A 13,874-nucleotide genomic window follows, 5' to 3' on the forward strand; every position below is an offset into this window, starting at 1 on the left:
GGGCCCCCGCACCGCCCCACGCGCGAGAACCAGAGAGGTGGTGAGCGTCGTCGAGTTCCGCATCGACCGCCGCAGCGGCGTCGCCACCTACCTCCAGATCGTCCAGCAGGTCCAGCAGGCACTGCGGTTGGGCATCCTGGTGGAGGGCGACCGCCTGCCGACGGCCGCGCAGGTCGCCGCCACCACGAAGGTCAATCCGAATACGACGCTCAAGGCCTACCGCGAGCTGGAACGCGAGGGCCTGGTCGAACCCCGCCCCGGTCTCGGCACCTTCGTCAGCCGCACCCTCGCCCGCCCCGAGTCGGCCGCCGACGCCCTGCTGCGCGAGGAACTGCGCTCCTGGATGGACCGGGCCCACTCGGAGGGCCTGGCCCGCGAGGACGTGCAGGCATTGCTGAACTCCGTACTGCAGGACCGCTACCCGGACAGCTGAGCCCAGCGGTCCGGGTGCCGCCCGGCCCCGAGCGGGAGCCGCCTCAACAGAGGGCTCCCGCTCCGCCGTTCACCTGATCGTCTTCCGCCACGGCGGCTGCTGTACGTTCCTGCTGTACACAGGGCTGGGCCGAGCTTGGCGGAGGGGAACCGTGGCAGGAATCGGCTTCGTATTCATCATGCTGCCGTGCCTCGCCATCATCAGCTTCACCTGCTTCGCCGCGTGCCGCGCCCAGCGGCACAAGGCTCTCAAGCTCCTGGCTCACGTCTGCCTGGCCGTCGGGCTGACCGCCGCCCTCACCCCTGTGGCCTTTGTGATCTGGCTCTCCACCCTCTGAGTGCACGGGCCAGTTGGGCGGGTGGCCGCTGCACGCCCCCTGCCCCACGACGCGAAAAAAGCCCCCACCGGATCACTCCGGCGGGGGCTTTGATGTCTGCGGTGGACCTGAGGGGACTCGAACCCCTGACCCCCTCGTTGCGAACGAGGTGCGCTACCAGCTGCGCCACAGGCCCTTGCGACGAGTGAAACTCTAGCATCTCGATCGCGGTGCTCGGAAATCGCTTCCGGTGCTGGTCAGCGAAGGGCCGTCACTCGTTCGCGGCGCGCGGGCGCTCGTCGTCCTCGTACTGGTCGAAGAGGGGAGTACGGCCGCGGGCCCGGCGGCCGGAGCCGGTGGGGCGGTCCTGCTGCGAGGTGTCCGGCTGGGGGTGGTCGGGGGCGGAGCTGGACCGGGCGGAGCTCCAGGCGTCGTCGGCTTCGAGGTCGACATGGCTGGTGGCGCGCGGGGCGACCGGCGCGGTGACATACGTCGGGAGGGGGACCGGGACGGGCTCCCAGCTGCCGGACGCGGGGCGCGGACGTTCGCGTTCGCGCTGCTGGTCGACCCACTCGGCGTGGTCGGTCTCCTCGACCAGGGCGCGGCGGCCCGCGGTGTGCGCGGGGGTCGCGGCGCGCGGCGGCTCGGGGGCGGCCGGGGCGGGGTCAGTGCGGGCGTCGCCCGGGTGGTCGTCGGCGGGCGGCTCGTCGGCCGCCGGCTGAGGGCGGGGCCTGCCCTCCCGCAGCCGTCGCGCCGCCGCCTCCGCCTGGCGCTGGTCCATGGTGAACGTGAAGCGGCGCCGTTCCTGGCTGCGCAGGTAAATGATGTACGCGCTCAGGAGGAGGGCCGGGATGCCCGGCGCCCAGAGGAAGGCGATACCGCCGACCGCGGCGACGATGGCGCCGATGGTGAAGGTGAGGAAGAGGATCGTGATGGAGCGCCGGCGTCGGGCGAGGACCTTGGCGCGCTTGGTCCGCTCGGCGGCAGTGGGGCGCGAGGGGTTGGGCTTGACGCGAGTGTGGGTGGCGGCCTCGGAGGCTGCGGGGTCGCCGAAGGGCCGGACGTCGGCCGCGGCGGCCGCGGCGTCCGGGTCCTGCTCGTCGCCCGCATCGTCGGCGGGGCACTCCTCCAGCCCCTTGGCGTAGCGGCGCTGCATGGCCGCACGTCCCGACAGGAGCCGGATGGCAGTGCTGAAGCGCTCGGTCGGACGGGCCTCGTTGAGCTCGTCCTGCCTACGGAGCCACATCGGCACCAAGTAGGCGGCCCAGGCCCCGACGATGACTGCGTAGATGAGGCCGCTGCTTCTCACAACTCACACGGTAGAGGGGTTTGCGTGGGGCCATCCGCCAATTGAGCCGGTGTGTCGCACGATCTGGCTGATATCTCGAACTTTTTTTGTGATTGTTGAGATCAGCAGCCCGCGAATCCGGTCATCCCGTGAACAATTTCGAACACATATTTTATTTGTGGGGTGTGCCGGGCTTCTCGTGCCGCCAGCGGTGGAGCAGCCCCTCGGGCACCTCTTCGGCGGTCAGGGCGAATACCGCGTGGTCACGCCAGGCCCCGTCGATGTGGAGGTAGCGCGGGCGGATGCCCTCCTCGCGAAAGCCGAGTTTCTCCACCACGCGGCGGCTGGGGACGTTCTCCGGCCGAATGCAGATCTCGATGCGATGCAGGCCGACCGAGCGGAAGCAGTGGTCCACGGCGAGCGCCACGGCGGTCGGGATGACACCGCGGCCGGCCACCTCGCGGTCCACCCAGTACCCGACGTGCCCCGAGCACATCGATCCCCAGGTGATGCCGGCGACGGTCAGCTGACCGACGAGCCGGCCCCGGTACTCGACGACGAAGGGCAGCATCCGGCCGGCGTGCGCCTCGGCGCGCAGATGACGGACCATCTGGCGGTATGTCGGGCGGTGCGGTGGGCGGGCGCCGGGCGGCGCCGGCGGGATGGTCGCCTCCCAGGGCCGCAGCCAGTCGCGGTTGCGGCGGTTGACCTCGCGCCAGGGCCGGTGGTCGCGCAGCTTTATCGGGCGGAGGGAGACGTCTCCGTCCGTCAGGACCACCGGCCAGGGCGCGTTCAGCTCGGGCTCCCGGACGGTCTGGGGTGGTCGCCGCCGCGGACCTGGTCGACGGCGTGCGGCAGGAGGTCGGCGAGGACGGCGAGACCGTCGCGGACGCCGCCCGTCGAGCCGGGCAGGTTGACGATCACGGTGCGACCGGCGACGCCGGCCAGCCCGCGCGAGAGCGCCGCTGTGGGCACCTTCTCCCGGCCGGCGGCGCGGATCGCCTCGGGGATGCCGGGGATCTCGTGGTCCAGGACGCGGCGGGTCGCCTCGGGGGTGCGGTCGGTGGGCGAGATGCCCGTGCCGCCGGTGGTCAGCACCACGTCGTAAGCGGCGGCGACGGCGGCGCGCAGGGCCGCCTCGACCGGGTCGCCGTCCGGGACGATTTGCGGGCCTTCGACCTCGAAGCCCATGGCGGCCAGACCGTCGACCAGCAGGGGGCCGCCCTTGTCCGCGTAGACACCGGCGGCGGCGCGGTTGGAGGCGGTCACCACCAGGGCGCGGGGCGCGGTCACGGCCGGCTCCAGTCGCCGGACTTGCCGCCGGTCTTCTCCTCGACCCGGATGTCGGAGATGACCGCGGCCTTGTCGACGGCCTTGACCATGTCGACGACGGTGAGGGCGGCCACCGAGACGGCGGTCAGCGCCTCCATCTCGACGCCGGTGCGGTCGGTGGTCTTGACCGTGGCGGTGATCTCCACGGCGTCGTCGGCGACCGAGAGGTCCAGCTTCACCCCGGAGACGGCCAGGGGGTGGCACAGCGGGATGAGGTCGGGGGTGCGCTTGGCACCCATGATCCCGGCGATCCGGGCCGTGGCGAGGGCGTCGCCCTTGGGTACGCCCTCGCCGCGGAGCAGTTCGATGACACGCGGCGAGACCAGGACGCGGCCGCGGGCACGGGCGGTGCGGGCGGTGACGTCCTTGTCGGAGACGTCGACCATGCGGGCCGCGCCCGCCGCGTCGAGATGGGTGAGGTGTTGCTGGCCGCTGCTCATCGTTCTCCCGGTCCGGACTGCCGCCTGTGCGACGACACCGTACCCGCAGCGGCCGCGGGCTACCCGAGCAGCAGGACGTCCACCGCGTCGCCCCGGGCCACCTCGGTGACGTCCTCGGGGACGATGATCAGGGCGTTGGCGTGCGCGAGTGCCTTGATCAGGTGGGAGCCGGCGCCGCCGACGGGGGTGACCTGGCCGGCCGCGGAGTCGTAGGAGCCGCGCAGGAACTGCCGTTTGCCCTGGGGCGAGGAGGCGATCGCTTCGGTGCATTCGGCGCGGGCGGTGGGGCGGTGCACGTCGCGCAGGCCCATCAGGGCGCGGATGGCGGGGCGTACGAACAGCTCGAAGGAGACGTAGGAGCTGACGGGGTTGCCGGGCAGGGCGAGCAGCGGGGTGCGGTCGGGGCCGATGAGGCCGAAGCCCTGCGGTTTGCCGGGCTGCATGGCGAGCTTGCGGAACTCCACCCGGCCCTCCTCGGCGGACAGGCCGGCCAGGGTCTCCTTGACCACGTCGTACGCGCCGACGCTGACGCCGCCGCTGGTGACGAGGATGTCGGCCCGGATGAGCTGGTCCTCCAGGGTGGCGCGCAGCGTCTCGGCGTCGTCGGCGACGGCGCCGACGCGGTAGGGGATGGCGCCGGCGTCGCGGGCCGCCGCGGTGAGCTGGAAGCTGTTGGAGTCGTGGATCTGGCCGGACCCCAACGCCTCGCCGGGCTGGACGAGTTCACTGCCGGTCGACATGACGACGACCCGGGGGCGGGGGCGGACCTTGACCGTGCCGCGGCCGATGGCGGCGAGCAGGCCGATCTGTGAGGCCCCCAGGACCGTGCCGGCCCGAAGGGCGCTCTCGCCGGCCCGGACATCGCTGCCGCGGGCGCGGATGTGGGCGCGCTCGGCGACCGGGCGGTGGACGCGGACCTCGCCCGCGGCGCCCTCGGGTGCGGCGCTGTGGGCGCGCATCGTGGCGACCGGTCCCTCGCCGGTACCGCCGTCGGTCCATTCGACGGGGACGACGGCCTCGGCGCCGGGCGGCACCGGGGCGCCGGTCATGATGCGGGCGGCCTCCCCGGGGCCGACGGGCGGCAGTTCGCCGTTGCCCGCCGCGACATCGCCGATGACGGTGAGAGCGGCGGGGAACTCCTCGGTGGCGCCCGCGACATCCGCGACACGGACGGCATAGCCGTCCATGGAGCTGTTGTCGAAGGGCGGCAGGGCGACCGGGACGGTGATGTCCTCCACCAGCACACAGCCCTGGGCGTCGAGGAGTTGCAGCTCGATCGGCTCCAGCGGGTGGATCTTCGACAGGACGTCGTCGAGATGCTCGGCCACCGACCAGACGCGGTCCTGGTGGCTGGTCTGGCCGGTGGTGCCGTTCAACGTCTTACATCTCCTCGGTGACGAAACTGCGCAGCCAGGTCCTGAAGTCCGGACCCAGATCCTCACGTTCGCATGCCAGTCTGACAATGGCACGGAGGTAATCGCCACGGTCGCCGGTGTCATAGCGGCGTCCCTTGAAGACGACGCCGTGCACCGGGCCGCCCAGGGACGGGTCGGATGCCAGTGCCTGGAGGGCGTCGGTCAGCTGGATCTCGCCGCCGCGGCCGGGCTGGGTCTTGCGCAGCACCTCGAAGACGGCCGGGTCGAGGACGTAGCGGCCGATGATCGCGAGGTTGCTGGGGGCCTCGGACACGGCGGGCTTCTCCACCAGGTCGGAGACCCCCACCACGTCGGGGTCCGCGGTGGGGATGGCGGCCGCACAGCCGTAGAGGTGGATCTGCGCGGGGTCGACCTCCATCAGGGCGATGACGGAGCCGCCGTGCTGCTCCTGCACCTCGATCATGCGCTGCAGCAGCGGGTCGCGGGGGTCGATGAGGTCGTCGCCGAGGAGCACCGCGAAGGGCTGGTCGCCGACGTGCGGCGCGGCGCACAGGACGGCGTGGCCGAGGCCCTTGGGGTTGCCCTGGCGCACGTAGTGCATGGTGGCCAGGTCGCTGGATTCCTGGACCTTGGAGAGCCGGGATTCGTCACCCTTGCGGTGCAGCGCCTCTTCGAGTTCGTAGTTGCGGTCGAAGTGGTCCTCGAGGGGGCGCTTGTTGCGTCCGGTCACCATCAGGACGTCGTAGAGCCCGGCGGTGGCCGCCTCCTCCACCACGTACTGGATGGCGGGCTTGTCGACGACCGGGAGCATCTCCTTGGGGGTGGCCTTCGTGGCAGGGAGAAACCGGGTGCCGAGGCCGGCTGCGGGAATGACAGCCTTGCTGATCCGCGTGTGCGATGGAGTCATGCGCGCCACCATAACCGGCCCTATCGGAAGGATGATGAGGGTCTGGTTAATACGGCATGAGAGTGGGAGCAAGGGCGCACAGTGAGTGTTGACGACGATAGAAAGCGCAGGTTGCGGCGAGATCTCCTGGAGATGAGGAGAGCATTGCTGCCGGGTGTCGTGTCGGAAACGGGTATTGCGCTGGCCCGGCGGACGCTGGAATTGGAAGAATTGCGGGCGGTGTCGGGGACGACCGGTCGGCGCGATGGTGAAAAGACCCCCGACGCGCCACTCCCCATTGCCGCACTGACCGTCGCCGCGTACGTCTCGATCGGCTACGAGCCCTCCACCCATGACCTGTTGGACCGGCTGCACGCGGCCGGGGTGCGGGTGCTGCTGCCGGTGCTGCTCCCGGACAACGACCTTGACTGGGCGGCCTACGAGGGTGCCGCGCATCTGCTGCCGGCCGACCGCGGGCTGCTGGAGCCGGACGGGCCGCGGCTGGGTCCGGAGGCCGTGACGGGGGCCGATGTGGTGCTGCTTCCCGGCCTGGCGGTGGACGGCCGGGGGCTGCGACTGGGGCGCGGTGGCGGCTCGTACGACCGGGTGCTGGCGCGCCTGGAGCGGGCCGGTGCCGATCCGGCGCTGGTGGTGCTGCTGTACGACGCGGAGGTCCTGGAGTCGGTGCCGGTCGAGCCGCACGACCGGCACGTGCACGCCGCGGTGACCCCGTCGGCGGTGCACCGCTTCGCGCGGGCGGAGGGCCTGGGGCCCTGAGGCCGGGCGCGGCGCGGGCTCTGCGTGCCCGGGCGCTTCCCCGAACGCCGTGGGGGGGGGGGGGGGGGGGGGGGGCGCCCCCCCCCCGCCCCCCCGGGGGGGGGGGGGGGGTGGTGGGGGGGGGGGGGGGGGGGGGGGGGGGGGGGGGGGGGGGGGGGGGGGGGGCGGGGCGGGGGGGGGGGGGGGGGGGGGGGGGGGCGGGCCCCGGCCCCCCCCCCCCCCGCGGGGGGGGGGGGGCGGGTGGCCCCCCCCCCCCCCACGGCGTCCTGTACGGCGGCGGTGCCACCGCGCCCCTACGGTGACAGCGTCAGCGTGTCCTTGGCGGCCTTCTTGACGGCCTGCTCGCTGAAGGCCCAGGGCAGCAGCTCGCCCTTGGCCCACTTGTCGGTCTGGTCGTAGTAGTGGGCGCTGTAGGCGTGCCCGGAGGCGCCGGTGAGGTTGATCCAGCGGGACTTGTCGAGGTCTGCGAGGTTGACGACCATGCGCATCGACGGGACCCAGGTGACCTTGTAGCCGCCCGCGGCGTTCCAGCCGGTGGCGTCGACCGCGGCCTCGCCGCCGCCGAGATTCCACGGGCCGCGGTTGAACAGGCCCTGCAGGAAGCCGGGTCCGTCGGTGCCCAGGGTCTGGTTCTTCAGGAACATCTGGTGCAGCCGGCCCCAGCTCCAGTTGTCGATGTTCTTGCCGAGCTTGCTGGTCAGCTCGAAGCGGGCTTCCTGCATGGCGTGCGCGAGGAGCTGGTCGCGGTTGGCGTCGCCGGGGCGCCCGGCCCGGTCCTCGGTCTTCCACCAGGCGTTGCCCGGGTCGTCCAGGAGCGGGCGGACGACCTCGTACCAGCGGTCGCCGCCGTCGGGCTGCGCGGAGTCCGCGGCCCGCTCGCCGCATTCGCGGACGAGCTTGTCGAGGTCGTCGGCAGGGCCGGTCTCGTTGGCGGGGCGGACGTTGAGGCACTGGCCGTCGACCCGCAGTTCCTTGGGCATCTTGTTGCCGAAGGCGAGCTTGAGGGTGTTGCGCCAGACGGCGTTGAAGTAGGCGGCCGCGGCGGAGTCGGGCTCCTGGGTGAAGTCCCAGCCCTCCAGCAGCTGCTGGGCCTCGCGGACGTACGGATCCTTGATGTCGATCTTCGTCAGGTAGGGCGTCAGCAGCCGGGCGATCTCACTGCTGTTGTCCATCTGGAAGGTCTGCATGTCGTCCGTGGAGACCTTGCCGCCGTCCTTGATCTTCGACTCGATGAGGTCGTTGATCCGCTGGCTGCGGGCGCCGTAGCCCCAGTCCTTGGTGAGCAGGTAAGGGTATTTGTCCTCGTCGACGACGGCCTGGTTGGCGGTGACGATGTAGCCGCGCCGCGGGTTGTACTCGTAGGGCAGGGCCTTTTGCGGGATGTAGCCGGTCCAGCGGTACTTCGGGTCCCAGCCCGGCGCCGGGTAGGTGCCGTCGCCCTTGCCGCGGACCGGGACGGTGCCCGGGGCCTGGTAGCCGATGTTGCCCTTGGTGTCGGCGTAGATCAGGTTCTGCGAGGGCACCTCGAAGTGCGCGGCGGCCTTGCGGAAGCCGGTGAAGTCCCTCGCCCGGTTGAGCTCGAAGACGGCGTCCATGGACCGGCCGGGGTTCAGGGCCGTCCAGCGCAGCGATATGGCGTAGCCGTCGCCGCGGTCCGGTGCCGCGTTGCCGACCGGAGCGCTCTTGCCGACGGTGGACATCTCGTCGTCGCGGTCGGAGACGATCGGGCCGTTGTTGGTCGAGCGGACGGTGATCTCGCGGCTGGCTCCGCCGGCGACCTTGATGGTCTCCTTGCGGGTCGTGAACGGCTGCTGCATGTTGTCGTAGAGGTAGCCCTCGGAGTTGATCTTCTCCAGGTACAGGTCGGAGACGTCCGCGCCGAGGTTGGTCATGCCCCAGGAGATGTCCTGGTTGTGGCCGATGACGACGCCGGGCATGCCGGCGAAGGTGAAGCCGGAGGCGTCGTAGTTGCAGCGGGGGCCGGTGGTGCGGCAGTGCAGGCCCATTTGGTACCAGAGCGAGGGCATCTGCGGCGCGAGGTGCGGGTCGTTGGCGAGCAGCGGTTTGCCGGTGGTGGTGTGGTCACCGGAGACGACCCAGGAGTTGGAGCCGATGCCGTTGCCGTTGGGGCCGAGCAGTGCCGGGATCTTGTCGAGGGACTTGGACAGCGAGGAGAGCTGCGACTGCAGCCCGACGGCCGCTCCCGCACCGGTGCCCGCCGGGGTGGCGTTGGCCGTGCTCTTGGGCCGGAACTGCTTGGTGGCCGGGTCGACCGCGCCGCCTTCGACGATCGGTTTGTTCCGCTTGTACGGGTACTTCGGGTAGAGCTGATCGATCTGCGCCGCGCTGAAGCGACTGGTCATCAGGGACCGGTCGATCTCTTCCTGCATGTTGCCGCGCAGGTCCCAGGCCATCGCCTTGAGCCAGGCCACCGAGTCGACGGGGGTCCACTTCTCGGGCTTGTAGTCGTTCTGGAAGTCCAGTGCCGCGTACTCCAGGGACAGCGCCGAACCCTCGTGGTCCTTGAGGTAGGCGTTGACGCCGTCGGAGTACGCCTGGAGGTACTTCTTGGTGCTGGGCGACAGCTTGGTGTCGTACTCCTTCTGCGCCACGTCGCGCCATCCGAGGGTGCGCAGGAAGGAGTCGGTCTCGACCTGGTCCTTGCCGAACATCTCCGACAGCCGGCCCGACGTCATGTGGCGGCGTACGTCCATCTCCCAGAAACGGTCCTGGGCCTGGACGAACCCCTGGGCGCGGAAGAGGTCCTCGTCGGTGTCTGCGTAGATCTGCGGGACACCGCGGGAGTCGCGCGATACGTCGACCGGGTTGGTCAGGCCCGGGAGTTTGAGCGAGCCGGTGGTCTCGGGGAACGAGGCGCGCACCGTGCTGACGCCCCAGAACGCACCGAAGCCGATGCCCGCCACGAGCAGAAGCACGACCGTGATCAGTACGAGGCGGCCGCGCCGCCCCTTCTTCTTTTTGGGGGCTGGGCCGGACTTGTTGGCGGGCATCTCTGTCCTTCGAGGGGCAGGGTGGGAGTGCTGGAGGCAACCATAGGCGCACGGGTTCGGCGACCCCTACGCGGAGTCACCGCCAGCACGTCCAACTTTCAAGTAATGGTAAATTGTTAGTCTCAGTAACTAGATACGGTAAGGAACGCCCGCGCCCGCAACCCGTGCAAGGAGGGACCAGCTCCTGACTGTCGACCACCTCAACGAACTCCTGCTGATCTGCTCGCTCGTACTGCTCATCGCGGTTGCTGCGGTACGGCTTTCCTCGCGCAGCGGGCTCCCCAGCCTGCTCATCTACCTGGGGATCGGCATCGCCATCGGACAGGACGGGATCGGCGGCGTCGTCTTCGACAACGCGGAGCTGACCCAACTCCTGGGCTATGCCGCCCTGGTCGTGATTCTCGCCGAGGGCGGCCTGGGCACGAAGTGGAAAGAGATCAAGCCGGCGCTGCCACGGGCGGCGCTGCTCTCGACCCTCGGTGTCGCGGTGAGCGTGGGGGTCACCGCGGCCGGAGCGCATTACCTGGCCGGCCTGGAATGGCGTCAGGCGCTGCTGATCGGCGCGGTGGTGTCCTCGACGGACGCCGCCGCGGTCTTCTCCGTGCTGCGCAGCGTCCCGCTGCCCGCCCGCCTGACAGGCATCCTGGAAGCCGAATCCGGCTTCAACGACGCCCCCGTGGTCATTCTCGTCGTGGCCTTCTCCGCGGCCGGACCCTTCGAGCACTGGTACGTCCTGCTCTGGCACATCGCCCTGGAGCTGGCGATCGGCGCCGCCATCGGCATCGCCATCGGCTGGCTCGGCGCGTACGGCATGCGGCATGTGGCGCTGCCCGCGTCCGGCCTCTACCCGATCGCCGTCATGGCCATCGCCGTCTCCGCCTACGCGGCCGGCGCCCTCGCGCACGGCTCGGGCTTCCTCGCCGTCTACCTGGCCGCGATGATCCTCGGCAACGCCAAGCTGCCGCACGCACCGGCCACCCGCGGATTCGCCGAAGGGCTGGGCTGGATCGGCCAGATCGGCATGTTCGTCCTGCTCGGTCTGCTGGTCACCCCGCACAAGATGCTCGACGACGTCGCGCCCGCGCTCGTCATCGGTCTGATCCTGACGATCGTGGCCCGGCCGACGTCGGTGTTCGCGAGCCTGCTGCCGTTCCGGATGCCCTGGCGGGAGAAAGCCCTGCTGTCCTGGGCGGGACTGCGGGGTGCTGTGCCGATTGTGCTGGCCACCATCCCGATGGTGAGCGACGTCCCCGACAGCGAGCGGGTCTTCAACATCGTCTTCGTCCTCGTCGTCGTCTACACCCTCATCCAGGGGCCGACCCTGCCGTGGCTCGCCAGGCGGCTGCGGATCGGGGCGTCCGGGGCCGCGGGAGAGACCGCCGACCTGGGCATCGAGTCGGCACCGCTGGAGCGGCTGCGCGGCCATCTGCTGTCCACGTCCATCGGACCCGGCTCCCGGATGCACGGCGTCGAGGTCGGCGAGCTGCGGATGCCCGCGGGTGCGGCGGTCACCCTGATCGTCCGGGACGGCACCAGCTTCGTACCGGCGCCCACGACGGTGCTGCGGCGCGGGGACGAGCTGCTGGTGGTGGCCACCGACCCGGTGCGGGACGCGGCCGAGAACCGGCTGCAGGCGGTCTCGCAGGGCGGCAAGCTGGCCGGCTGGCTGGGCACCGGGGGCGCCGGGGGCGCGCGCCCCTCCCCGCCCGCCGGCGGCCAAGGACCCAAGCGGCAGAGCGGCACGGTCCTCCGCCGCCCCGGGGCCCCACGGGACCGGCCCCCCAAGGGCCGCGGCCGGCGCTGACCGGCGCCGGGCCGACGCCCACGGCCACCGACGTTCGTCGGCCGCCCGAATGTGCTGTAGATCTCCACGGATCCCAAGGAAATCCGCGTGAAGCCCTGGTTAATCCCAGGGCTTCACGCGCTTCGGCCTGTAGTATGAAGAGGCAAATCAACGAACCACCTCTGCCTGACGCAGAGCTGGCGCGACCGCTCGGCGGCCGCGGTCCCCTGCCACACGCAGCCATCACCTCAACGGTGCGGACCACGCGGTATCACTCGGTCCTGCGCGAGAGGACAGCTCTCGGCGCGTTCCCGTGACGACCTCGCGGCTGCGCGCTACCAGGCAGCAGAAAGGCCCGGCCGTGGCATCCGCGGTCAAGGAATCCCGTCCCGGATACGGAAAACTGCTGCGCACCCCCGGTGCATGGACGTTCCTGCTGCCCGGCTTTCTGGCCCGGCAGCCCTTCGCGATGCTCACGATCGGCATCGTGCTGCTGGTGGAGAGCACCACCGGCTCCTACGGCACCGCCGGCACCGTGTCCGCCGCCACCGGCGTCGCGATGGCGCTGTTCGCCCCCCAGGGCGGCAAGCTCGCCGACCGCTTCGGCCAGCGCGCCGTGCTGCTCCCCGGTGTGCTGGTGCACGTCGCGGGCGTCGCCGCGCTGATCACCCTGGCCCTTGCCCACGCCCCCCTGTGGGCACTGCTCACGGTGGCCGTGCCCACCGGAGCCTCCACCCCGCAGGTCGGTCCGATGGTGCGGGCCCGCTGGGCTTCCCGGCTGGGCGGTTCGCCGCTGATGCCGACGGCGGCCGCCTTCGAGTCGGTGACCGACGAGTTCACCTTCGTCGTGGGCCCGGTGCTGGCCACCGCGCTGTGCACCGGCATCCACCCGGCGGCCGGCCTGGTCGCCGAGGCCGCGCTGACCCTGGCCGGCGGGCTGCTGTTCGCCTCCCAGCGCCGCAGCCAGCCGCCCGTGCACCGGCCCGCGGACGGTGACCGGCCGCGCGTCTCGGCGCTCTCGCTCCCCGGCGTACGCGTCCTGATCGTGGCCTTCTTCGGCATCGGCTCCGTCTTCGGCGGCATGCAGGTCTCGCTGACGGCCTTCACCCAGGACATCGGGCAGCCCGGTATCAACGGCGTGCTCTACGGGATCTTCGCGGGCGGCAACATGCTGGCCGGCATCGCCTGCGGCGCGATCGCGTGGAAGGTCGGCCCGCGGCGCCGCCTGCTGGTCGCCTACGGGCTGCTGGCCCTGGCCACCACCCCCCTGTGGGCGGTGACCGCGGTTCCGCTGCTCGGCGCCGTCGGCCTGCTCGTCGGCCTGTGCATCGCCCCGGCCCTGATCACCGGCTACACGCTCGTCGAGTCGCTGGTGCCTGCCACTGCCCGCACCGAGGCGTTCACCTGGCTGACCGGTGCGGTCGCGCTGGGACAGGCCGGTGCCGCCACGGCGTCCGGCCGGCTGGCCGACGGTTTCGGCCCGAGCGCCGGATTCCTGGTGCCGCTGGCCGGTACGGCGCTGGCCCTGACGGTGCTGTTGGCGCTGCGCGCCCACCTGCTGCCGCGCTCCTCGACCTTGATCGTCGGTTCTGCCGCTGCGGGCTCCGCCGCCACCGGCGGACAGTCCTCGCACGACACCAAAGCCGGCCCTCTCGACGCCTCGGAATCGGCCACCGACGCCTGGGCGCAGGGGCCGCGGGAGCACGGCGGTGGACGTGGAGTCGGTCACCGTACGCCGGTCGCAGTGGACTGACGGGCAGGAATACTGCACTATGGATCGTCGTTAGCACTCAACGACTGAGAGTGCCAGGAGGAAGTCACAGTGCCGACCTACCAGTACCAGTGCAAGGAGTGCGGCGAGGGCCTCGAGGCGGTGCAGAAGTTCACCGACGACGCGCTCACCGACTGCCCGAGCTGCAACGGACGCCTCAAGAAGGTGTTCTCCGCGGTCGGCATCGTCTTCAAGGGATCCGGGTTCTACCGCAACGACAGCCGCGGCTCGTCGTCCAGCAGCACCCCCGCGAAGACCGCCTCCTCGGATGCGTCGAGCTCCTCGTCCAGCAGCTCCGACAGCAAGTCGACGTCGTCTTCGTCGTCGCCTTCGTCCTCGTCGTCGTCGAGCGCTTCGTCCTCGCCGTCGTCCGGCAGCAAGGCGGGCTCCACGAGCAGCAGCTCGGCCGCCTGACACGCTTTCTCCCGCACCCCGCCGTCGCCGACGGCGGGGTCCGCCGC

General features: G+C 71.3%; 13 protein-coding genes and 1 tRNA gene. 6 read left to right on the forward strand and 8 right to left on the reverse strand.

Annotated features, from left to right (window positions below):
• Window positions 1-37: 37 nt before the first annotated feature.
• Together ACGFZW_RS09645 and ACGFZW_RS09650 are read left to right on the forward strand one after the other, a co-directional pair.
• Window positions 38-433, forward strand: a complete 396-nt coding sequence (locus ACGFZW_RS09645; protein ID WP_393892514.1) for a GntR family transcriptional regulator — start codon at window positions 38-40, stop codon at window positions 431-433.
• A gap of 151 nt (window positions 434-584) precedes the next feature.
• Window positions 585-770: a hypothetical protein gene (locus tag ACGFZW_RS09650; protein ID WP_393892515.1), complete on the forward strand. Its 186-nt coding sequence runs from the start codon at window positions 585-587 to the stop codon at window positions 768-770.
• A 102-nt stretch (window positions 771-872) separates the two neighbouring features.
• Here the strand turns inward: ACGFZW_RS09650 and ACGFZW_RS09655 are convergent.
• The 7 genes from ACGFZW_RS09655 to galU form a co-directional block, all read right to left on the reverse strand.
• Window positions 873-945 (reverse strand) — tRNA-Ala (locus tag ACGFZW_RS09655).
• A gap of 75 nt (window positions 946-1,020) precedes the next feature.
• Window positions 1,021-2,058 carry a hypothetical protein gene (locus ACGFZW_RS09660; RefSeq protein WP_393892516.1) on the reverse strand — a complete coding sequence of 346 codons (1,038 nt, stop codon included), beginning with the start codon at window positions 2,056-2,058 and terminating at the stop codon, window positions 1,021-1,023.
• A gap of 151 nt (window positions 2,059-2,209) precedes the next feature.
• Complete coding sequence (locus ACGFZW_RS09665) at window positions 2,210-2,815, reverse strand: GNAT family N-acetyltransferase (RefSeq protein WP_393892517.1); 606 nt, start codon at window positions 2,813-2,815, stop codon at window positions 2,210-2,212.
• A gap of 14 nt (window positions 2,816-2,829) precedes the next feature.
• A complete protein-coding gene (locus ACGFZW_RS09670) occupies window positions 2,830-3,330 on the reverse strand; it encodes a molybdenum cofactor biosynthesis protein B (RefSeq protein WP_393892518.1) in 501 nt (166 codons plus the stop codon).
• Window positions 3,327-3,809 carry a cyclic pyranopterin monophosphate synthase MoaC gene (gene moaC, locus ACGFZW_RS09675; protein WP_393892519.1) on the reverse strand — a complete coding sequence of 161 codons (483 nt, stop codon included), beginning with the start codon at window positions 3,807-3,809 and terminating at the stop codon, window positions 3,327-3,329. The genes ACGFZW_RS09670 and moaC overlap by 4 nt, the downstream gene beginning before the upstream one ends.
• 59 nt (window positions 3,810-3,868) lie before the next feature.
• Complete coding sequence (glp, locus tag ACGFZW_RS09680; protein WP_393892520.1) at window positions 3,869-5,185, reverse strand: gephyrin-like molybdotransferase Glp; 1,317 nt, start codon at window positions 5,183-5,185, stop codon at window positions 3,869-3,871.
• 4 nt (window positions 5,186-5,189) lie between these two features.
• Window positions 5,190-6,092 carry a UTP--glucose-1-phosphate uridylyltransferase GalU gene (gene galU / locus ACGFZW_RS09685; RefSeq protein ID WP_393892521.1) on the reverse strand — a complete coding sequence of 301 codons (903 nt, stop codon included), beginning with the start codon at window positions 6,090-6,092 and terminating at the stop codon, window positions 5,190-5,192.
• Between the two features lie 132 nt (window positions 6,093-6,224).
• Between galU and ACGFZW_RS09690 the strand changes: the two genes are divergently transcribed.
• On the forward strand, window positions 6,225-6,848 hold the full coding sequence (locus tag ACGFZW_RS09690; RefSeq protein WP_393892830.1) for a 5-formyltetrahydrofolate cyclo-ligase: 624 nt from the start codon (window positions 6,225-6,227) through the stop codon (window positions 6,846-6,848).
• A 293-nt stretch (window positions 6,849-7,141) separates the two neighbouring features.
• Here ACGFZW_RS09690 and ACGFZW_RS09695 read toward each other — a convergent pair whose 3' ends face one another.
• Complete coding sequence (locus tag ACGFZW_RS09695) at window positions 7,142-9,859, reverse strand: penicillin acylase family protein (RefSeq protein WP_393892522.1); 2,718 nt, start codon at window positions 9,857-9,859, stop codon at window positions 7,142-7,144.
• Window positions 9,860-10,043: 184 nt separating this feature from the next.
• Between ACGFZW_RS09695 and ACGFZW_RS09700 the strand changes: the two genes are divergently transcribed.
• From ACGFZW_RS09700 to ACGFZW_RS09710, 3 genes are all read left to right on the forward strand, one after another.
• A complete protein-coding gene (locus ACGFZW_RS09700) occupies window positions 10,044-11,663 on the forward strand; it encodes a potassium/proton antiporter (protein ID WP_393892831.1) in 1,620 nt (539 codons plus the stop codon).
• A gap of 340 nt (window positions 11,664-12,003) precedes the next feature.
• Complete coding sequence (locus ACGFZW_RS09705) at window positions 12,004-13,395, forward strand: MFS transporter (protein ID WP_393892523.1); 1,392 nt, start codon at window positions 12,004-12,006, stop codon at window positions 13,393-13,395.
• A gap of 69 nt (window positions 13,396-13,464) precedes the next feature.
• Window positions 13,465-13,827: an FmdB family zinc ribbon protein gene (locus tag ACGFZW_RS09710; RefSeq protein WP_393892524.1), complete on the forward strand. Its 363-nt coding sequence runs from the start codon at window positions 13,465-13,467 to the stop codon at window positions 13,825-13,827.
• The last annotated feature ends 47 nt before the right edge of the window (window positions 13,828-13,874 follow it).

The organism is Streptomyces sp. NPDC048248, assembly GCF_043201875.1.
GTDB lineage: Bacteria > Actinomycetota > Actinomycetes > Streptomycetales > Streptomycetaceae > Streptomyces.